Raw genomic sequence first — 21393 nt, forward strand, 5'->3', positions numbered from 1 at the left:
AGGAGAGCTTTTTTTGTTTTTTACAAAAAAATTAGGACCAATAAAGATTCCATCAGTTCTAAAAATTATAGAGCCCGAAAAGACCCACGCCAAATTTTTTTGACGTGGGTCTTTATTTTATATTGAAGCTGATTTTTCAGCCTCTTTTATGGATGGATGAGTAAGTTAGTTTTTATTATTTATTTTGGTCTAAAAAGTTGTAAGCCGCGCCTAGTAAGTTGGCATCGTTTTGATAATAACAACAAACGATTTCTGGCATGACTTCAGGAATTAATTCTTGTTCTAATGTTTGCTTGAGGTAACCCCGAATTTTTTCAGGAAGTTCACTGCGAGCAGAGACGCCACCACCTAAAATAATAATTTCTGGATCAAGACTAACTTGCAGGTTGTAAATCAAGTTAGCAATATTTTGATACATTTCTTCTAAAACTTCATGAGCTAAAGTATCGCCGTTAGCTTCAAGTTCAAATAACTCGATACCTGAAACTTCCCGCCCACTAAGATTGGCATATTTAGCGGCCGCCTTAACAACTGTTCCGTTGCCACTTAAATTAGTTTCTTGGCGGTTTTTCATCAAGCCAAATTCGCCACCAAAAAGATGTGAGCCTTTATAGATTTGACCGTTGATAAAGACGGCTCCACCTACACCGGTCCCTAAGACGACAAAGGCCGCGTTTTGATAGCCTTGACCAGCCCCACTTTTCATTTCACAAATTCCGGCACAATTGGCATCATTTTCGATGGCAACCGGTAAACCAAAGGCTGCTTCAAATTCATCAAAAATTGGTCGTTGATGAATATAAGGAACGGCACTTAGTCCTTCAATAACACGTTTTTTGGCGTTGACAGTCCCAGGAGCACTTAAAGCTACTCCGGTGATAGTTTCATCATAGCTGTCAAGGACACTTTTCATTTGACTAAGCATTTCTTCAAAAGTTTTAGGCGTTGGAAATTTAGCTTGATGACTGATCTTTCCGTCATCAAATAATCCACATTTGACAAAAGTTCCACCAATATCAAAAACAGCTAACATATTAGATTCCTCCTTTAATTAAAAACCATTGTTATGTGCGACTTCTTTAAACCATAAGCCACTCTTTTTGATGCTGCGTTCAAAATTGTTATCTAAATCAACGCGATAAAAGCCGTAGCGATTGCGATAACCGTTTAACCAAGACCAACAATCGACAAAAGTCCAACTGTGGTAACCAAAACAGTTACTGCCGGCTTGAATACCTTTGTACAAATATTCCAGGTGGTCTTGCATAAATTCGATGCGATAATCATCTTCAATCATGCCATCTGCATTTAAGAAGCGTTCTTCATCGGCCACGCCCATCCCATTTTCGCTGACATACCAAGGAATGTTGTTGTATTGTTCTTTCATCATGATGGCCACGTCATAAATGGCTTGTGGATAGATTTCCCAACCACGGTATGGGTTGATTTTCTTTTCTGGCCAATCATAAGGTTCATATAAGTTTTCGGGCATCTTAGCAGGTGTTAGTGGCTGACTAGGTGCCTTGACACGGCGGGGTTGATAGTAGTTTAAGCCGATAAAATCAACGGTATATGCCTTGATCAAGGCCTTATCTTCGGGTAAAACTTGTGGCGTTAATTCATGGAGTTTGACCAAATCAATCAATTCTTGTGGAATCTCACCTTTGACAGCAGGGTCTAAGAAACTTTGAGTGTTTAATAAATCAGCGGCTTGTTTAGCTGCCAAATCTTGGGGGCTGTCACTGCGCGCATAAGCAGGTGAAATATTTAAGATAATGCCAATTTGTCCATCGGTAATTGTTTGGCGAAAGGCTTTAACTGCACAAACATGGGCCATTAAAGTGTGATAGCCAACTTGGACTGCTTTTTTAAAGTCAACGATGGCAGGATAGTGGAATTGATACAAGTAACCACATTCGACATGGACCATGGGCTCGTTAAAAGTTGTCCACATTTTGACTAAATCACCAAATTGTTCAAAGGCTGTCTTAGCATAAAAAGCAAAGGCATCAACTGCTTTGCGACTTTCCCAACCACCTTTTTGCATCAGCCACATTGGCATATCAAAGTGGAAAAGATTGATGATAGGCTTAACGCCATGATCTAACATACAAGTAAAGTAGTCACGGTAAAACTTGACCGCTTCTTGGTTTAAGTTTTTGCCATCAGGTAAAAGGCGTGTCCAAGAAATCGATGTTCTCAGGGAATTTAAACCAATATCTTGCATTCTTTGACAATCTTGGCGATACATTTCATAAACATTAGATGTATCTTTGGGACCTTGATTTTCGTTGAATTTTTCTGGCGCAATTTCAAACCAATAATCCCAAGTTGAAGCGGATTTGCCGTTTAATAAGCTATGACCTTCTGTTTGAGGGGCAGAAGTAGCTGCACCCCACAAGAAGTTTTTAGGAAATGTTTTTGTCATAAAAAGACCTTCTTTCATGGATTAAAGTTGACGATGAACGTCTAAGACGAATTTAGAGTGATCGTTGATAAAGTAAGATTTTGAATATTCAAACGGGCGGCCCGTTTGATCATAAGCCGTTTGTTCGATGACAAGCACCGGACTATTAGGCGCGATATTTAACGCCGCCGCAACTTCTGGGCTAGCGCCTTGGGCATAAACGATGCGCCGCGCATCGGTTAGCTGTAATTTGGCCACACTACCTAAGTAATCATAAAGTGAGCCTTTGAGAATCTCCTTATCAAGTGGCGCAATCTCGGTTGGCATCAAGGTATGCTCATAGCTGTAATATTCTTGATTGATAAAGCGGACACGCTTGATTTCATAAACAGGTTGAGTCTTATTGATGTTAAGGTTTCTTTGTTCGGTTTCATCGGGTAAACGAGCATCAAAATGCAAGATCTTACTTTTGATATCTTGATCGCGATGAGAATAAACAACCCCTACTGGTGAATCAAGGGGTAACATTTCATCGGTAGCATCTCCAAGCCGCACTCTAACATATGTCCCAGCCCCTTGTTTACTGTAAATTAGTCCTTCATTGCTCAGGAGCTGGAGGGCTTTTTTAAGTGTCAATCGGCTGACATTATATTTGGCAATCAGTTCTTCTTGAGTGGGTAAGGGCTGACCGGAACGATAGTGATTAGTTAAGATATCTTTTCTAATGTCCGAATAAATTTCGCGATAACGGTACATATCAGTCATCCTTTCTAAATTATAACGTCTAAACAAATTATACCACACTGTCAAAATTTGTATTATCATTTTATAAAAAAGACTTTACAAATTTTCGAGATATGCGTATAATGCCAAATGTAAGAAAGCGTTTGATTACAAAAAATTGTTTTAGGAGAGTTTTACATGAATATTAACAAACTTCAAGCACCATTGTTGAAAGCATCGACATGGGTTCAAAACAACTTAATTTTACAAGCGATAAAAAATGCTTTTGTGCGTACAATTCCGTTTACAGTAGTTGGATCTTTTTCCAATCTTATCAAGATGCAACTAGATGCACTTATTAAAGCTAAAGACATTCAAAATGCCTGGGTAATCAATACTAGCAATTTATTTGGTTATATCGGAACTGCGACATTAGGAATCGTTGGTTTAATTGTTGTTTTATCTTCAGCTTATTCATATGCAGTAGAATTAAAACGAAAAGATAAGAATAAAAATTTAAATCCTATCATTGCAACTTTATTAGCTTTATCAGCTTATTTTGTAATGGTGCCAAACAATGTTAATTATTTAGACAATAAAGCCAAGGTAATTGAAGGATTTGCGACAAGTTTCTTTAGTTATGAAGGAATGTTTACAGCCTTAATCGTTGGAATGATTGCGGTAGCTTTATTTGCAGCATTTAGTCGTTCTAAATTTACGTTTAAAATGCCAGATAGCGTGCCACAAAATGTTTTTGATTCATTTTTTGCTTTGATTCCAATCGCTGAAGTACTATTGATTTTTGGTGTGATTCGTATCATCATTCAATCTTTAGGCTATGCTTCTTTGATTCAAATGATTTCTAAGATTTTAATTGATCCTTTATTGGTAGTCGGAACGGGCTTGCCTGCAATCATTGTTGTCATTTTAATTGAACAAATTTTATGGTTCTTAGGTTTACATGGTTTTAATATCGTATGGGGCGTAATGTCAGCCTTTTGGTTACCATTGTTCTTGCAAAATGTCTCTAAATTTGCGGAAACACAAAGTTTTGCCGGTATCTCAATTTCACCTAATACAATGACTAATGTTTATGCGATGATAGGTGGTTCGGGTGCTACATTTGGTTTGATTATTGCGATGTTAATCTTCACTAAAAAAGGCGAAAAAGAACGAGAAATTGCTAAATTAGCCTTGGTTCCAGGATGTTTTGGTATCAATGAACCTGTTATCTTTGGGTTACCAATTGTGCTAAATCCAATTATGTTTATTCCTTGGATTGTTGTTCCGTTGTTAAATGCGATTATCGCTTATGTTGTTACTTCTATTGGTTGGGTTGTTCCATTGGTTGTTTTGAATTCAGGAAATGAACCAATTTTCTTGAGTACATGGATTTTAGGGGCATTCCATATAAGTCCAGTTATTTTAACGTTAGTCTTAGTAATTTTAGACGTTTTGATTTATTCACCATTTGTGATTATTAACCAAAGAAATGAACGTCAATTAGCTCATCAACAAGGTTTAGTTTAATTAGAAAAGAGAGTTAAACAATGAAAAAAGTACATGTTATTGCACATACACACTGGGATTTCGAATGGTATTTTACACGCCAAAATGCACAGATTCAATTTGCTTATCATATGGATGAGGTTTTTAGAGCTTTAGAGCAAAATCGATTGGATTATTATTTATTAGATGGACAAATGTCGATTATCGATGATTATTTGAATGCTCAACCAGATAAAAGAGAGCTTTTAGTTAAATTTGTTAAGGCTAAGCGCCTATACATTGGACCTTGGTATACGCAAATTGATGAAATGGTAACTTCAGGTGAAGCTATTGTGCGTAATTTACAATTAGGCCATAAGCTAGCTAGTGATTTAGGTGGCGTAACTAAGTTAGGATATTTACCAGATTCATTTGGTCAAGGCCAGGATATGCCTAAGATTTATAATGGCTTTGATATTACAGCAACCGTCTTTTGGCGTGGTATGCCTAAAGAAAAAAATGCGCGTTACTTCTATTGGACCTGTGAAGATGGCTCAAAAGTCTTGGCTGCTAACATTAAAAACGGCTATTACGCAGGGATCGAATTAGTCGAATCTGATGATTTTAATGCTTTGTTAACGAAAATCAGCACGGATACGGACGTTGATGATTTAGTTGTTCCGGTGGGTGGCGACCAAAGACCTGTTGATTTCAATCTTAAGCAGCGTTTAGCATTGGCAAATGCAAGTCAAAATGACTATCAATTAGTTGAAAGCACCTATCCACAATACTTTGAACAATTAGCTAAAAATCAAGATTTGCCAATTTATAGTGGGGAGTTCGTTGATCCTAGTGCTTCTAAAATTCATCGAGGAATTTACTCTTCACGTGTTGATTTGAAGTGTATTTATGATGAATTAGAACGTGTAATGACATACGTTGTTGAACCTTTAATGACGATGGCACAATATCATGGAATTGAACAGAAATTTGGTATTGTTGATGAAATTTGGAAGACCATTGTCCGTGGGCAAGCACATGATTCATCTGGTGGATGTAACAGTGATGAAACCAACAAAGATATTTTTAACCGTGCTGTCAATGCGTTACAATTGGCTAATTCCTTGCGTGATTACCTTTTACGTAAATTAAGTAGTAAGGTACCTGCTGATTTGGACTTGTTCTTTTGGAATCCCCAACCAGTTGCACAAAAACAAGTTTTAACATTTAAAGTAAATACGCGCAGTGAAACATTTAAGTTATCCGATGTGCATGGCAAAGAAGTTGTTTTTGAAGTTTTACAACAAGAAAAAATTGATGCAGCTGTTACACGACGTGATGTTAGTCAAATGGTGGCAGATATTTTTTATGAAACAACAATTGCGCTTGAAACGACGCTTCCAGCAACCGATTGGATTGGGTTTAAGGTGGTTCAAGAACCAACACAAATGTTAACACGCCAAAATGCAACATTGATTGAAAATGAGTTTTACACGATAAACTATACCAATGGTGGCTTAGAGTTGTTTGATAAGGCGACAAATCAAGTATATGCTGACTTTTTGAACTTTGAAGATGGTGGAGATGAAGGCGATACCTATGATTATTCGCCAGCGTTTGAAGATTGGATTTTAACATTAGACCTTAAAAACGTTAGTGTCCAAGCTTTAGCGGGTAAATTTAGCAGTCAATTAACTATTAATGGAAGCTGGCAGCTACCTTATGATTTGAAGCAACGTGCTGCTAAAGTAGCACAAACTAAGGTTGATTACTGCTTGCATCTAACCTTAAATAAAGGTGATAAGACGATTGGCTTTGAGTTTGAAATTGACAATACTGTTTTAGATCATCGATTGCGTTTAGTTTTAAATACTAATGTTTTAGCTAAGTTTAGTTATGCCGATACACCGTTTGGGACAATCAAGCGTCCAGTTATGGATATGCATTTGAATGATTGGCAAGAGATTGGTTATCATGAAGAACCAACAGCGCTGCGTCCGATGATTCATTTTGCTAACGTACATGATGATGTTAAGAGTTGGTCGTTTATCGGTCTAGGGCAAAAAGACTTTGAAGTAATTGGCGAAAAATTTGATAAGTTAGCCATTACGATGTTACGTGGAGTTGGATTCTTGGGACGTCCTGATACCAAGCGACGTCCAGGAGATGCCTCTGGTTTACAGACTAAATATGTACCAACTCCAGATAGTCAATTAAATGGTGTGCATACTTTTAAAGGTGGGATTTGCTTGGATGAAAGCTATATGCCAACTATTTTACAAGCAAGACACCGTCAACTCGCGGTTGGGACGTTAGGCTACCAAAATCAAGCCGTAAACCGCTTTACAACCCCAATTCAGTATTTTATGATTAATGAGAATCCAACTGCTTTACAACACTATCCATTATGTGAAGTCAAAGCTACGGGGTTAGTCATCAGCTCATTTAGTGTGACAAGTGACTACAGTGGTCTAGTGATTCGGTTATATAATCCAAGCAAGGAAATGTTAAAGAATCCAGGGCATTTGCAATTAGCTCAAACAAGCAATGTGAGTGCTTTGAATTTAAACCATGAAGTGCGCAAAAACTTAGCGACAGAAGTTGAGTGTTTTGAATTACCAGACTTTGCTCCCGGAGAGATTCAAACCTATGGAATCTATCCATTAGGTTAGTAGAATAAAGATTGGAGATAACCAGATGATTGAGATAACAAAAGTGGCTCAAAAACTCGATGAATATGCGGCACAAAAAACTTTGCCAAGTAAACGTAGTACAGAAATGTTTCATAATATTTTTAGCGATGCAATTAAAAACGCAACTGAAAAAGGACCAGATGACACTTATTTTGTAGCAACTGGTGATATTCCAGCAATGTGGCTCCGTGATGCGACTTTCCAAGTGTTACCTTATTTAGAAGTTTTAGATGAAATTCCTGAATTAAAAGAAATCATCTTGGGTGTTTTAAAATTGGAATTGCGCTACGTACAACACGATCCGTATGCTAATGCTTTTAACCAAACGGCTAGTGGTGCACACTGGAGTGATGATGAAACTGATATTGCGGTATCTGATTTAGTGTGGGAACGTAAATTTGAGATTGATTCGCTTTGTGCACCAATTTTTCTAGCACTTAAATATCATCAAAAGACCGGTGAAACAGCTTTGTTTGATGATGAATTTTGGCAAACCGTGGCATTGATCATGGATACCTTTGAAACAGAACAACATCACGAAACGTCACCATATTATTTCAAACGTGTTGATTGTCCGGCGACCGATACGTTGGTAAACGATGGGCGTGGAACACCGGTTGGTTATACTGGGATGATTTGGTGTGGCTTTAGACCAAGTGATGATGCGTGTGAATATGGCTATCATGTTCCAAGTAACATGTATGCAATTAGTGTTTTACGGCCACTTTTGACTTTGATTCCAGCAGATTTGGTGGATTTAAAGCAACGCATCGAACGCTTGATTGCTGCAGTAGAACAAGGTATCAAAGATTTTGCAATCGTAACTTTGGAAAATGGCCAACAAATTTATGCCTATGAAGTCGATGGTTTAGGCAATGTGAATTTAATGGATGATGCCAATGTGCCAAGTTTGTTATCCTTGCCATTTTTAGGTTATCTTACTAGCGATGACGAGTTGTACCAAGCGACACGCCAATTCATTTTAAGTGCGCAAAATCCTTATTATTACAGTGGTAAGATTTTAGAAGGCATTGGTAGTTCGCATACACCTGAGCATTATGTTTGGCCTGTTAGTTTAGCGATGGAAGGTTTGACAACGCCAGATGTGTTAGTCAAAGCCGCTAAATTACAAGCAATCGCAATGAGTGATAATCAAACAAAACAATGCCATGAAAGTGTTCAAGTCGATGATCCGACTCAATATACACGTGAATGGTTCTCTTGGTCAAATATGACATTTTGTCAGTTAGCATTGGAAATTTGTAAATAAATTAAAGGCTACAATCTTTTTTAGGATTGTAGCCTTTTTATTGGCATTTTGTGAAATATTTTGCTAGTATATTCTAAAAAATAATTTAACTATTAGAAAAGAGGGCCATCATGCTATCATTTGAAAATGATTATTCAGAAGGGGCACACAAACAGATTTTAAAACGTCTATGTGAGACGAATGAGCAACAAATGTTGGCGTATGGTAGTGATCGTTATTCGGCGCGAGCGGCCGAAAAAATAAAGGTCTTATGCCAATGTCCGAGTGCCGAAGTTTATTTTTTGATGGATGGTATTCAGGTTACAAAGATTGTCGTAAATACCTTACTTAAAACTTATCAAGGAGTAATTGCGGCAGATATCGATCGAATTGTGGCGCCAGATGCAAGTGCAGTTGATTTTACTGGCCATAAGGTTTTACCAATTAAACAAAATAAAGGTAAGATTGATATTGAAGCTTTACGTGTATATTTGGATAACTTTTTTTCGCAAACTACTAGTTATGAGCAGTTAGTTGAGCCGGGGATGGTATATGTTTCGCAACCAACAGAATGTGGAACATTATACAGCTTAGATGAATTGACTCAAATTGCTAGTCTATGCCATCAATATCAATTGCCGTTATACTTAGGCGGAGCACGCTTAGGATATGGATTGATGAGTTCGCAAAATGATGTGAGTTTAGCAGATATTGCGCGTTTATGTGATGTTTTTTATATCGGTGCGACACGCATTGGTGCATTATGTGGTGAGGCGCTTATTTTTACTAAGCATAATTTACCTGCCAATTTCAATTTATTGATTAAACAACATGCGACATTATTGGTTAAGAGCCGTTTATTAGGAGTTCAATTTGATACATTATTTGCAACTGATCGTTTGTATTTTGAATTGAGCAAAAAAGGCGTACAAGCAGCATCCTTACTTAAGGAAGGTTTAAAACAAAAAAATTATCAACTTTGTTTAGATTCACCTACTAATCAAGTTTTTGTTATCATAGACAAGAAAAAAGCCCAGCGTTTGGCTAAACACGTTCATTTTAAAACACCTAAGATTTTAGATGAACAAAGAGTTGTAGTTCGTTTCATGACAAGTTGGGCAACAAAACAAGAAGATATTAGGAAATTACTGTCGTTATTGTAAAAAAACGTTTCATCGTGATGTAAAAATCATGATGAAACGTCTTTTTATTTTTAAGGAGTTGTTTGAATTTTAAATCCCCAATATTCAGGAAGTTTATAGCTGATGACATAATCTAATACGCGGTTTTTCTCGGGTAAGAAGGTTTGTCTTTCTTGAATAATTAGGGCTAAATTCTCATTAGTTTGAAAATGTTGTAACACCTCTGGTTCACTTACAATTCTGGCGGTTGTTTGTTGGCTATACGGCAAAGTATAAGGATTTAAATCAAAATCATCATGAATTCGCTGATAAAGTGAACTGAAAGATGTTAAATCATGTAATTTGTTTACATCGATGAAGTCCGGTATAACATATGAAATCGTATATTGCACAATTTTACGGTCGATATATCGCAGACGCTTAACTTCAAAATAGTTAGCCCCTTTAGGGAGATACAGTTTTTTAAGTATTTGAGTATTATTTTTGAGTGCAACACTCAAAACTTTAGTAGATTCTGCTTTGCCATTAGCCATATTCAAGTCAGTATATGTCACTGGCGCATCATGATTTTCTTTAGAAACAAAAGTTCCTTTTCCTTGGATGCGAGTAATTTTATTGGAACTAGCTAAGATATTAAGTGCTTTAACGGCTGTAGTGGAGCTAACGTTAAAACGATTTTTAATATCTGCTTCACTATAAAAAGGATCGCCTTGATGGAAAAGTTTACTGTCTAGTTCGGCACACAGTGTATCGACAATCATTTGATATTTTGGCACTGGCATAAATTCTCAACCTTTCAAGCTAAAGTGGCCTTGGCTACACGCACGACATAATCACATCCATAACGGTACCCGGTGGCATCTAAGGTTATTATACCTTTTATTTCATCTTGAACATAGGAAAGATTTTCTTCATTATCTATCCATTTTAAATCACTTATTTTAGAGTTAAAATTGAAAAATGTTCGCGGATTGGTATTTTCTCCACCTAAGACAACATTGCTGTTACCAACAACGCGTAAATCATGGATAAAAATATAAGCCGTTTTAGAATTTGTTGTTAAAATAAAATCTTTAGGATTAGTAGAAGATATTGCCAAACTTGGACGTCCGTAATAAAAGGCAGATCCATAAAGCTTAGTCCATTTTCCAATTAATTCCATATAAGCTTCATCGATTGGAGGGATTGAACCATCACCGTTTAAACCGATATTAATTAAAATATTAGCTCCAACTTTACGAGCATGGCAAATATTTTCAATGACTTCTTTAGGTGATTTGAAATCAATATCATTAGAAGCTACGCCCCAGTGTTGATTTAAGGTTAAAGAAATTTCACCAGCAACATATTTTTGACCACCGATACCATGGTTAACTGTATCAGGAATATGGCGTTCATAAGTAACTGCATCAATTTCGGGATTACTGATTTTTCCGCGATTTTTTAAACCGGTATTATTGATAATCATGGCTTCAGGTTGATATTTTCGGATTGTCCCGTAAAGTTCATCTAGTTTCCAATTAGCTTCTTTTTTATTCCAATTGCCATCAAACCAAAATCCTCCAACTTTACCATAGTTTTTACAAAGTATTTCAACTGATTTACGTAAATATTCTAAGAAGTTATCGAAATTTTTTTCATAATCTGGATGATGCCAGTCATAACTAGCCATATAAAAGAAAGGTTTGATGTTTTCTCGATTGCAAGCATCAACAAATTCTTTAATTAAATCACGTTTAGCAGCACTGTGGAGAGCATCGAATTGGCTAAGTCCACAAGTGTCATATAAAAAGAAACCTTCGTGATGTTTAGTTGTTAAACAAATATATTTAGCTCCCATATTTTTGGCAACCTTTACAATCTTTTGTGGATCAAATTTTTCTGCAAAAAACTTAGCTGTCAGTTGTTCATATTCTTGTTGAGGCAGTTCGTGAATAAATTCAGTCCATTCGCCTTGGTCTAATAAAGAATAAAGTCCCCAGTGAATGAATAGTCCCAATCCCATGTCTTCGTATTCTTTGATTCTAGGTAACGGTTGTAACATAAGCAAACCTCCTTGATAATAACTTACAATGTTAATATTAACACAATATACAATTATTATCTACAAAAAGTTATAAAATATATATTGTAAACGGATACATTGTGTGTTAATATTTCTATATAATAAAGTTAACGTGTTAACTTGTAAAAGAAAGGAGAAATTTCTTATGAATTTTACTGACAAAATGGAAAAATATTTAGTCCCTGTGGCTGCGAAATTAAGTGCTAACAGGTATTTAATTGCATTACGTGATGCTTTTGCTTTTTTAGTTCCTTTTGTTATCACGGGATCTATTTTTGGACTAATCAGTTGGGTTGTTTTAGATCCCAGTGGCACAGTTATGGGTGATGTTGGGTTAAATATTGGTCATATGATAACTGGTCTTTCGGGTAAAGCATATTTAGCATCAGGATTTGTAGTAATTTTAAATAAATTAATTTATATGTGTAATGCAGTTATTACAGGTAGTTTTAGCGTCATCGCTTTAATGTTGACATTATCATTATCAATGAAAGTCGGTGAATTAAATGATGCTGACCCAAAGATGACCAGTTTGATAGGCCTTTGTTGTTATCTAATTTTGTTACCACAAAGTATCGTTCAAACTTTAGCAAATGGTAAAAAAGTAACTTTTGATAGTGCGTATAGTGTAACTAATTTTAGTTCTTCTGCAATTGTAACAGCTATTATTGTTTCGTTTGTATTCGTAGGATTATTTACAAAACTACAAAAAAATAAAAAATTGCGAATTGTTTTACCGGACTCGGTTCCCCCAGCTGTTAGTGAATCATTTTCAAGCTTGTTACCAATTTCGTTGACACTTTCTTTAGCTGGTTTGGTTTGTGGTCTTCTTTATTGGTTAGGCTTACCTTCTTTGAATGATTTAATTTACAATATTATTCAAGCGCCGTTGACCGGATTTTCACAAGGTATAGGATTTGGCATATTATATGTTTTCATTCAACAAATCCTTTGGTGGTTTGGGATTCATGGTGGTAATATTACATCACCAATTGAAGGTGCCGTTTATTTACCAGCACAAGTTTCTAATATGACTGAACATACACATTATATTTTTACCAATTCCTTTTTTGGAGCAATCGGTTGTCATAATTTAGGTTTATTACTTGCGATTTTTGTTTTTTCAAAGAAGGCAGATTGGCGTGCAATTGGTAAATTGGCTATTGGACCTACAATCTTTAATATTGGGGAACCATTGATGTTTGGATTGCCAATCATGTTAAACCCTATTTTATTAATTCCATCTATTCTTGCTCCAATAATGAATGTAATCATAGGATTTCTTGCGATGAGTCTTAAATTGGTGCCAGTGTTTAAATTTTCTGTTCCGTGGACAGTTCCTGCAGTTTTGAATGGTGCGTTGGGTACTGGATCAATTAGTGGCGGAATCATGCAAGCGGTATATGTGCTGTCTTCTTTCTTGATTTATGCACCGTTTGTAATTGCGTATAACAAAATTGATTTAAAAAATAGTGTATCTTAATTTTTATATATTTCTTAAAATAAAAAGGGGTTGGTAGTTAATATACCAACCTCTTTTCGTATATGTATCGCATTATCTTGTTTAAATATAATTAAAATGAGATAATTAAATTAGTGGAAAACTATGTGATAATATAAAAAGCCAGGAAGTTATCCTGGCCTTTTGGTTTTTAAATTTCAAAACTAGTACGTGTTAAATTATCTTGGAATTTTTGAGGAATATTAATCTTGTTATATTCAGGTAAAGCAATTGGTGGAATTGTGCCATCTGGCAATGCTTCTTTATAATTTTGTCCACAAGATTGATAATCATCTAGCAGGCCAAGCTTAATAAAGATAGTTTGTTGATATGCAATTTTTGCATTCCATTCTAGTGTTTCCATAATACGAGCTGCGATGTGTAATTCGGAAGCTGTAATTAAAATGCCATGACTATTTAACAAAAAGACATTTTCTACAGCTTTATCTCCTAATTCTAGCAATCCATTATAGACCGTGTCTGCCAATTGTTGGGTACAGGCAGGCGCGAATGGTAGACAACGAATGCGTCCTAGTTCTCTGGTAACTTCGGTAACATTTGGCATATCTTGTCCGATAGTTGCCCAAAACATTGATTCAGGAGCATGTGAATGATAGACGCATCGGATATCTGGATGGGCTTTATATGCTTGTTCATGCATATTAACTTCGCGTGTTACGGTACCAACACCATCAATTTTTTCTAATGTTATTGCATCGATAACTAAGATTTGAGCTGGATGTAAATCTGAATAATATGTTTCTGACATAAAACTTGGTGTCATTAAAATATAGGGATGACCGGTTTGGTCAAATACTTTAATTGACATATTTCCACCAGCAACATTAGTGTCTTTGCGATCGAACATTTTTTTGACAGTGTTCGCCAAATCTGCACGTTCAGTTTCAAACATCATTTTCATAAGCAAAAACTCCTTTAAAAAATTTTGCGGATAAAAGAAACCGCTTTATTTATAATTATAGCTTTTTGAGAATAGAAAAGAAGTTGGGCCAATGCTTTTGGATAAATTTCAAAATAATCAACTAAATATGTTTATTTGTGTTTAAAAAAGTTCAATATAGGGGGTTAAAGAAGTGTATCAAAAGGAAAGACTTAGCAAGTTAATGGAAATTATTGGTCAGAAGAAAATAGTTGATATTAAGGAACTAGAAAGAGATTTGTTTGTAAGTCGTTCGACATTGCGTAGAGATTTGATCGTTTTAGAAAAAGAGCACAAAATTATTAGAAATTTTGGCCAAGTTGAATTAAGTACTAATACTAATATCGAATTTGGTTATAATGTGCGCAGTAATGATCATGAATGCGAAAAAAGGCTAATTGCATCGGCGGCTAGTAATTTTATTGGTCAAAACCAAGCGATTTTTATTGACTCTAGTAGTACATGTAATGCCTTATATCCATATTTGAAAAATAAGCGTTTGGTTGTAGTAACAAACGGCTTGAATTTAGCTCAATTACTAGTTGAAGAGCCAAGTATTGAAACGTTTATTTGTGGGGGGCATATTAAAAGTATGTCTGGTTCAATTTTAGGACAATCAGCCGAGAAATATTTAGAAAATTTTCATGCTGATATTTTATTTTTATCATGTTCAGGAGTCGATGAGACCGGAGTGTATATGGCAAGTGAGGAACAAAGTTTTATCAAACGCAAAATGATGGAACTATCAGATCAAGTAATCTTGTTGTGTGATTCATCAAAAATAGGTAAAAAAGATTATTTTCGCATGTGTATGTATGATGCAATAGACGTATTGATTACTGATAAAGAACTAAATAAACGATTTGCTGCGACTTTAGAAGATTGTCAAGTTGAGCTTTTGGTAGTTGAATAAGTTTGATTTTTTTTGAATATAAAAAGCAATGCAATTTGGAGTGAGTTCAACAAGATTGAACAGTCTTGCTCCTTTTTGAGAAAGCGTTTTATACTTGTGGATAGAAGATAAATGATGAATGGAGGTTGTAATTTATGTTAAGTTTTAAATATCCTAAAATTGGTATTAGACCAACGATTGATGGTCGCCGTAAGGGTATTAGAGAATCATTAGAACAGCAAACGATGGCGATGGCAAAAGCAGCAGCGTCTTTGATTGAAAGTGCTTTAAAATATCCTGATGGTACGCCCGTTCAAACTGTTATTGCAAATACAACAATTGGTGGGGTTAAAGAAGCTGCGATGGCAAAGACTAAGTTTTCGCAAGAAAATGTTTGTGCAACGCTTACGGTAACACCATGTTGGTGCTATGGTAGTGAAACTATGGATATGACAAATGATATCCCTCATGCGATTTGGGGATTTAATGGTACAGAACGACCAGGTGCTGTATATTTAGCTGCTGTATTAGCATCGCATGCTCAAAAAGGGATTCCAGCATTTGGAATTTATGGTCATGATGTTCAAGATGCTAGTGATATGTCAATTCCACAAGATGTACAAACTAAGATTATTAGATATGCCAAGGCAGCTTTGGCTGTTGGACTAATGCGAGACAAAGCATATCTTTCTATCGGAAATGTAGCGATGGGTATTGGAGGTTCAATTGTTGATGCTGATTTCTTCCAAAATTATCTAGGTATGCGCAATGAATATGTTGATATGACAGAAATTGTACGACGTTGGGAAGAAAAGATTTATGATTCAGAAGAATTTGAACGTGCATATCAATGGGCTAAGGTACATACACCTGTTGGACCAGATATTTACAACGAAGATAATCCTGAAAAATTTACTGCTGAACAAAAAGATGAACAATTAAAGAAATGTATTTTGATGACAATGATTGTTCGTGACTTAATGGAAGGCAATCCACGTCTGGTAGAATTAGGTTTTAAAGAAGAAGCAGATGGACATTACGCATTAGCGGCAGGTTTCCAAGGACAAAGACAGTGGACTGATCATTTTCCAAATGGTGATTACATGGAAGCGATGTTAAATTCACAATATGATTGGAATGGTTTACGTGCACCGTATATTGTAGCTACTGAAAATGATGCTTTGAACGGAGCATCTATGCTTTTTAATTACTTGTTAACTAATAGACCGCAAATATTTGCTGATGTTCGGACGTACTGGAGTGCAGAAGCGGTTAAACGTGTGACAGGACATAAACTTACTGGGATTTTAGAAAGCGGTTTCTTGCATTTGAGCAATTCTGGAGCGCAAACATTGGATGCGACGGGTTGTGAAATGGAAAAAGGAAAACCAGTTATGAAGCCGTTTTATGAATTAAGTGAACAAGAAGCTAAGCAAAATTTGGAAAATACACGCTGGATACCTGCTAATATTGGGTATTTCCGAGGTGGAGGTTTTTCAAGCAACTATTTAACAAAAGGTGGCCCTGATGGGATGCCTGTGACAATGTGTCGATTAAATCTTGTTAAGGGTTTAGGACCAGTATTACAAATTGCAGAAGGTTATGCTGTTGATTTACCAGAAGATGTGTTTAGTAAAGTCAATGAACGTACAGATCCAGGTTGGCCATCAACTTTCTTTGTTCCGAGATTAACTGGAAAAGGAGCATTTAAGTCAGTATATGAAGTAATGAATAATTGGGGTGCCAATCATGGAGCTATTAGCTATGGACATATCGGTGGTGATTTATTAACGCTAGCTTCAATGTTAAGAATTCCCGTTAATATGCATAATGTAGCTTCAGAAGATATTTTTCGTCCAAAAGCATGGTCATTGTTGGGAACAAGTGATTTAGAAGCTGCTGATTTTAATGCTTGCCAAACGTTTGGTCCACTATATAAGTGATTAAGGAGTTGGTGGGTGTGAACATAACGAATGTTATTGCAGTTGATTTGGGTGCTAGTTCGGGGAGATTGATTTCAGGATCTTATGACGGTGAAAAGATTACTTTGGCTGAGCAATTCAGGTTTAGCAATCAACCGATTGAACTTTTAGATTCACTTTACTGGGATTATTTACAGATTCTCCAAAAGATTAAGGAAGGTCTAGTTTGTAGTGAACGCACGCTTGGTAAACTTACTAGTTTAAGTGTCGATACTTGGGGTGTTGACTATGGATTGATAGGAATCAATGGAAATTTGTTGCAAGCACCTTATAGCTATCGTGATGGACGTGCAACAAAATATCTAACCGAATTTACAAAAAAAGTATCTGCTGAAAACTTATTTGCATTGACTGGTACACAATTAGATGCAATTGACTCAATTGTGCAATTGTTTGCAGATTTACAACTTAATCCACATCTTGAAAGACAAATCGCTCATGTTGTATTCATGCCTAATCTAATTAAGTATTTTTTGAGTGGAAATTTAAGTTCCGAATGGACAATCACTTCAACCAGTGGATTATTAGAACAAAAAACACGCAAGATAAGTTCTGTTTTGTGTGAAAAACTAGGATTCAATAAAGAGTGGTTTATAGATTTTACAGATAACCAAGATTTAGGTCTGCTAAGAGACAAGATACAAACTGATATGAATCTAAAATCGGAACTTAAAATCTTAAATGGTGTGGGGCATGATACCGCCGCAGCTCTGGTAAGTTTGCCAGTTAAACCCGATGAATGGCAAAAAACAGCTTTTATCAGTTGTGGAACTTGGTCGATTGTAGGTACACAAACACCCGAAGCAATTGTGTCACAGGAGGCTTTTAGTGCGGGTTTAACTAATGAAGGTTGTCAGGGACAAAAAAATCGATTGCTAAAAAATATCACAGGATTATGGATTGTACAAGAGCTACAACGCGAATGGGCAACAAAAGGTGATAAATTAAGTTTTGAGGAAATGACTGCGCTAGCCATGGAAGCTTCAAGCATTCAAAGTAAGATTGATCCTAATGCACAAATTTTTACTGATTCTGGTAATATGCAAGAACGAATCAATGAGTATTTGAAGTTTACACAACAACCCCTTCCAAGAGATAAGGGAGAATTATTACGACTAGTGTATGAGAGTTTAGCAAATAGCTATGCTAAAGCAATTACGGAATTAGAGAAGATCACAGGTAATGAGATTGAAGACGTTTATATGTTTGGAGGTGGAATCCAAAATAAATTGTTAGTTGATCTTACTCGAAAATATACTAAACGTAATGTTAGTTTAGGAGCAGTTGAGGCGAGTGTTTTAGGAAATATAGTTGATCAGTTAGAGATTTTAGGGAAGATAACCTCCGCTAATAAAGAGAGTGTTTTAAAGAAAACTTATGAACAATTAGTGTTGGGGAAGTAATGGAAAGGATGGTTGATTTATGGATACAAACATTAAAGATACACGAATGCTGACGATAGGGATTTTATCGATATCATTTTTAATGTCGGTTAGTAACGCTGTTTCTGGGACCGTACCTTTGATGCAAGAACATTTTGCATCGATGTCCCAAGCAAGTATTGAAATGTTGGTCGTTATCCCAACCGGTGGGGTTTTGATTGGGACAGTTATCAGTGGGTTGATCTCTAATTATTTAGGTAAGAAAAATACTGTTTTATGTGGTTTGATTATTTCGTTGATTAGTGGCGTGTTACCAGCATTTATTTATAATTATCCGTGTTTGTTCATGTCGCGCCTTTTCTTTGGTGTAGGTGCAGGTATCTTTACACCGCTAAGCGTTTCTTATATCACCGACGTGTTTGCTGAAGAAAAACGTAATAAGTTACTAGGTTGGCGTAACTCGGTTGGAGCAATTGGGGACTCGTTGATGTTATTTATTGCAGGGTTTTTGATTAATATCAGCTGGCATACGACCTATTTAGTATTCTTAGCACTTTTGATCCCAATTTTCTTAGTACAATTTTTCGTGCCAAAATCATTAGATAATATTGAAAGTTCTAATGATGGTAAGTTAGAAGAAGTTTCAGCAGAAGTAAGTAAAAAGAAACCAACAACTAATCTTAAAGTTATTAAATTAGCAATGATTTTCCTTTTTGCACAACTATTTTATAGTGCAATTTCGTTGAAGTTTGCGACATATCTTGTTCAAAATGATATCGGAACTGCTGCTGATGCAACACGAATCTTTGGTGTTTTGGTCTTTTGTTCTATTATCTCAGGGATTATTTTTGAAAAGATTGTCAAAGCTTCTGGTAAATTTACCGTGGCTATTTTTGATATCGTAACTGCCCTTACAATGATGTTGATTCCATTTACAACCTCTATTCCATTCTTATTGGTTTTGGTTTTAATTTCAGGTTTTTGTAATGGGATTATCAATCCTGCTTTGACAGCACGGATGGTTGCTTATTCTCCGGAAGGTTCAATGAACTTGACTACTTCAATTATTATTATTGGAATTAACATTGGTTCATTGGTTTCACCATATTTCTTCCAATATTTAGGCGAATTAATTAATAATTCTGGTGCTGCAACATTGATTTTTTGGGGTGGTGCGTTGTATATCTTGCTGGCATTATATGATGTCTTTACGGTTAAGAAAGATAAATTAACCTTATAGGAGGATGTTAAAAAATGAATGAAAATATCAAATGGTTCAAAGAAGCACAATATGGCATGATGATTCACTGGGGATTATATTCGTTATTAGCCGGTGAATATCGTGGTCAATCATCAAGTTCATATGCAGAATGGATTCAATCTAAATTACAAATTCCTAATGCTGAATACGAAAAATTAGCAACAATTTTTAAGCCAATTTACTTTGATGCTGATGAAATTGTAGCTTTAGCTAAAGAGGCTGGAATGAAATATTTGGTAATAACAACCAAGCATCATGATGGCTTTGCAATGTATCATTCTAAAGTTGATACTTATAACATTTATGATGCAACACCTTTTAAACGTGATATTATTGGCGAATTAGCACAAGCTTGTCAAAAAGCTGGACTTAAATTTGGCATTTATTATTCACAAGATTTAGATTGGCATGATCCAAATGGTGGTGGTTATTTATCCAATGACATTGAGACTGCCGGTACGACTTGGGACAATAGTTGGGACTTTACTGGTGATAAAAACTTCGATATTTGTTTTGAAAACAAGATTATGCCACAAATCGAAGAAATCATGACTAACTATGGTGAAATTGCTACGGCTTGGTTTGATGTACCAATGACTTTAAGTGATGAACAAAGTCAGCGAATCTATGATACGGTCAAAAAACTACAACCAAATTGTTTAATCAATTCACGCTTAGGTAATGGTAAATATGATTATGTTTCTTTAGGTGATAATGAAATTCCGCAAGATTTAACCCAAACAGAAGGTGAAGTTGATTATAATGCAGTTGATGGCTTGAAACCATCGCCAACTGGCTTATATGAAACAGCTGCAACAATGAATGATTCATGGGGCTTTTCATACCATGACCAAAACTGGAAGAGCCCACAAACAATCTGTGATTATCGCAAGCATCTTGCTGATTTAGGCATCAACTATTTATTAAATGTTGGCCTAGATGGTCTAGGACGTGTACCACTGATTGCACGAGATAACTTATTAGCTGCTAAAAAGTTGATGGATGAAAAATAAAGATATTAAAAAGAGATGTGAAGTAACTCTTTAAAAAAATTAAGTGAACCTCTAATTTGTATAAGCAAGTTAGAAGTTCACTTTTTTATATAAATAGGACTTTTAAGGAATATTATAAAAATCCTCCTTATTAGAGTTTTTTGATAGTAAGGAGGATTAAGTTGGAAGACGTTTTTATTTTAGAACAACGTCCCCACATATATTTGAATGAGTTATATTTTGGGTAACAATATTTAAATCGTTAATCTTGTCTTGTGATGTAAATATTGTTAAAACAGTATCTTGTTTACCAGAATTTTTAATTTCTTCTCGATTCATCTTAACTAATAGTGTTTCAGAAGTAACTTTTTGTCCAACAGTAACTTTCACTTCAAATGGTGCACCTTTTAACTCTACCGTATCAAGGCCGAGGTGTAATAAAACTTCTATTCCTTCTGCGTTTTTCAGTGTAATAGCATGTTTTGTTGGGAAGATTGAAATAACTTCACCATCGATAGGAGCGTAAATATCATCACTTGTCGGAATAACTCCAAAACCATCACCCATTAATTTTTGTGAAAAGACTTCATCTTCAACTTTGGAAAGCTCAATAATTTGACCATCAACAGGTGAAAAAATATCAATTTTCTTTTTTTTCTTTAATAAACCAAACATT

At 35.6% G+C, this 21393-nt stretch carries 17 protein-coding genes; 10 read left to right on the forward strand and 7 right to left on the reverse strand.

Features of this window, described 5'->3' with window-relative positions:
* Positions 1-175: 175 nt before the first annotated feature.
* The 3 genes from QM017_RS00250 to QM017_RS00260 are packed head-to-tail and all read right to left on the reverse strand — an operon-like array spanning position 176 to position 3163.
* Positions 176-1033: an ROK family protein gene (locus tag QM017_RS00250; RefSeq protein ID WP_282708446.1), complete on the reverse strand. Its 858-nt coding sequence runs from the start codon at positions 1031-1033 to the stop codon at positions 176-178.
* 18 nt (positions 1034-1051) lie between these two features.
* A complete protein-coding gene (locus tag QM017_RS00255; protein WP_282708448.1) occupies positions 1052-2428 on the reverse strand; it encodes a glycoside hydrolase family 1 protein in 1377 nt (458 codons plus the stop codon).
* Positions 2429-2449: 21 nt separating this feature from the next.
* On the reverse strand, positions 2450-3163 hold the full coding sequence (locus QM017_RS00260) for a GntR family transcriptional regulator (RefSeq protein WP_282708449.1): 714 nt from the start codon (positions 3161-3163) through the stop codon (positions 2450-2452).
* 165 nt (positions 3164-3328) lie between these two features.
* Between QM017_RS00260 and QM017_RS00265 the strand changes: the two genes are divergently transcribed.
* The 4 genes from QM017_RS00265 to QM017_RS00280 all read left to right on the forward strand — a co-directional run bounded on the left by QM017_RS00265 (position 3329) and on the right by QM017_RS00280 (position 9723).
* The gene (locus tag QM017_RS00265) at positions 3329-4660 is read left to right on the forward strand and encodes a PTS transporter subunit EIIC (RefSeq protein WP_282708450.1); all 1332 of its coding nucleotides are present in this window, start codon (positions 3329-3331) and stop codon (positions 4658-4660) included.
* Positions 4661-4680: 20 nt separating this feature from the next.
* On the forward strand, positions 4681-7290 hold the full coding sequence (locus QM017_RS00270; protein ID WP_282708452.1) for a glycoside hydrolase family 38 C-terminal domain-containing protein: 2610 nt from the start codon (positions 4681-4683) through the stop codon (positions 7288-7290).
* A 25-nt stretch (positions 7291-7315) separates the two neighbouring features.
* Positions 7316-8581, forward strand: coding sequence for a glycoside hydrolase family 125 protein (locus QM017_RS00275; protein WP_178196709.1), 1266 nt, complete (start codon positions 7316-7318; stop codon positions 8579-8581).
* 110 nt (positions 8582-8691) lie between these two features.
* Entirely contained in the window at positions 8692-9723 is a 1032-nt protein-coding gene (locus tag QM017_RS00280; RefSeq protein WP_282708453.1) for a beta-eliminating lyase-related protein, read from the forward strand.
* A 50-nt stretch (positions 9724-9773) separates the two neighbouring features.
* Here QM017_RS00280 and QM017_RS00285 read toward each other — a convergent pair whose 3' ends face one another.
* Together QM017_RS00285 and QM017_RS00290 are read right to left on the reverse strand one after the other, a co-directional pair.
* The gene (locus QM017_RS00285) at positions 9774-10484 is read right to left on the reverse strand and encodes a GntR family transcriptional regulator (protein ID WP_282708454.1); all 711 of its coding nucleotides are present in this window, start codon (positions 10482-10484) and stop codon (positions 9774-9776) included.
* 14 nt (positions 10485-10498) lie between these two features.
* The gene (locus tag QM017_RS00290) at positions 10499-11746 is read right to left on the reverse strand and encodes an alpha-L-fucosidase (protein WP_282708455.1); all 1248 of its coding nucleotides are present in this window, start codon (positions 11744-11746) and stop codon (positions 10499-10501) included.
* 166 nt (positions 11747-11912) lie between these two features.
* Between QM017_RS00290 and QM017_RS00295 the strand changes: the two genes are divergently transcribed.
* Positions 11913-13250 carry a PTS transporter subunit EIIC gene (locus QM017_RS00295; protein ID WP_282708456.1) on the forward strand — a complete coding sequence of 446 codons (1338 nt, stop codon included), beginning with the start codon at positions 11913-11915 and terminating at the stop codon, positions 13248-13250.
* A gap of 169 nt (positions 13251-13419) precedes the next feature.
* Here the strand turns inward: QM017_RS00295 and QM017_RS00300 are convergent, their stop codons facing one another.
* Positions 13420-14196, reverse strand: coding sequence for a class II aldolase/adducin family protein (locus QM017_RS00300; protein ID WP_282708457.1), 777 nt, complete (start codon positions 14194-14196; stop codon positions 13420-13422).
* 166 nt (positions 14197-14362) lie between these two features.
* Between QM017_RS00300 and QM017_RS00305 the strand changes: the two genes are divergently transcribed.
* From QM017_RS00305 to QM017_RS00325, 5 genes are all read left to right on the forward strand, one after another.
* Positions 14363-15121 (forward strand): DeoR/GlpR family DNA-binding transcription regulator, encoded by a 759-nt coding sequence (locus QM017_RS00305; RefSeq protein WP_282708458.1) that lies wholly within the window; start codon positions 14363-14365, stop codon positions 15119-15121.
* Positions 15122-15255: 134 nt separating this feature from the next.
* Complete coding sequence (locus tag QM017_RS00310) at positions 15256-17043, forward strand: L-fucose isomerase (protein WP_282708459.1); 1788 nt, start codon at positions 15256-15258, stop codon at positions 17041-17043.
* A gap of 17 nt (positions 17044-17060) precedes the next feature.
* On the forward strand, positions 17061-18485 hold the full coding sequence (locus QM017_RS00315) for an FGGY-family carbohydrate kinase (protein WP_282708461.1): 1425 nt from the start codon (positions 17061-17063) through the stop codon (positions 18483-18485).
* A 19-nt stretch (positions 18486-18504) separates the two neighbouring features.
* Positions 18505-19704, forward strand: coding sequence for an MFS transporter (locus QM017_RS00320; RefSeq protein WP_282708462.1), 1200 nt, complete (start codon positions 18505-18507; stop codon positions 19702-19704).
* 14 nt (positions 19705-19718) lie between these two features.
* A complete protein-coding gene (locus QM017_RS00325) occupies positions 19719-20738 on the forward strand; it encodes an alpha-L-fucosidase (RefSeq protein ID WP_282708463.1) in 1020 nt (339 codons plus the stop codon).
* Between the two features lie 174 nt (positions 20739-20912).
* On the opposite strand, the gene QM017_RS00330 is transcribed toward QM017_RS00325, so the two are convergent.
* Entirely contained in the window at positions 20913-21392 is a 480-nt protein-coding gene (locus tag QM017_RS00330; protein ID WP_178196703.1) for a PTS glucose transporter subunit IIA, read from the reverse strand.
* Between the last annotated feature and the right edge of the window lies 1 nt (position 21393).

Origin of the sequence: Ligilactobacillus sp. Marseille-Q7487, assembly GCF_949152225.1 — a bacterium.
Classification (GTDB): Bacteria; Bacillota; Bacilli; order Lactobacillales; family Lactobacillaceae; genus Ligilactobacillus.

Excerpts from the sequence above, each read along its gene's own strand:
- QM017_RS00250 (WP_282708446.1), bottom strand. The coding sequence starts at position 1,033 with ATGTTAGCTGTTTTTGATATTGGTGGAACTTTTGTCAAATGTGGATTA.
- QM017_RS00255 (WP_282708448.1), bottom strand. The coding sequence starts at position 2,428 with ATGACAAAAACATTTCCTAAAAACTTCTTGTGGGGTGCAGCTACTTCT.
- QM017_RS00260 (WP_282708449.1), bottom strand. The coding sequence starts at position 3,163 with ATGTACCGTTATCGCGAAATTTATTCGGACATTAGAAAAGATATCTTA.
- QM017_RS00265 (WP_282708450.1), top strand. The coding sequence starts at position 3,329 with ATGAATATTAACAAACTTCAAGCACCATTGTTGAAAGCATCGACATGG.
- QM017_RS00270 (WP_282708452.1), top strand. The coding sequence starts at position 4,681 with ATGAAAAAAGTACATGTTATTGCACATACACACTGGGATTTCGAATGG.
- QM017_RS00275 (WP_178196709.1), top strand. The coding sequence starts at position 7,316 with ATGATTGAGATAACAAAAGTGGCTCAAAAACTCGATGAATATGCGGCA.
- QM017_RS00280 (WP_282708453.1), top strand. The coding sequence starts at position 8,692 with ATGCTATCATTTGAAAATGATTATTCAGAAGGGGCACACAAACAGATT.
- QM017_RS00285 (WP_282708454.1), bottom strand. The coding sequence starts at position 10,484 with ATGCCAGTGCCAAAATATCAAATGATTGTCGATACACTGTGTGCCGAA.
- QM017_RS00290 (WP_282708455.1), bottom strand. The coding sequence starts at position 11,746 with ATGTTACAACCGTTACCTAGAATCAAAGAATACGAAGACATGGGATTG.
- QM017_RS00295 (WP_282708456.1), top strand. The coding sequence starts at position 11,913 with ATGAATTTTACTGACAAAATGGAAAAATATTTAGTCCCTGTGGCTGCG.
- QM017_RS00310 (WP_282708459.1), top strand. The coding sequence starts at position 15,256 with ATGTTAAGTTTTAAATATCCTAAAATTGGTATTAGACCAACGATTGAT.
- QM017_RS00320 (WP_282708462.1), top strand. The coding sequence starts at position 18,505 with ATGGATACAAACATTAAAGATACACGAATGCTGACGATAGGGATTTTA.
- QM017_RS00325 (WP_282708463.1), top strand. The coding sequence starts at position 19,719 with ATGAATGAAAATATCAAATGGTTCAAAGAAGCACAATATGGCATGATG.
- QM017_RS00330 (WP_178196703.1), bottom strand. The coding sequence starts at position 21,392 with ATGTTTGGTTTATTAAAGAAAAAAAAGAAAATTGATATTTTTTCACCT.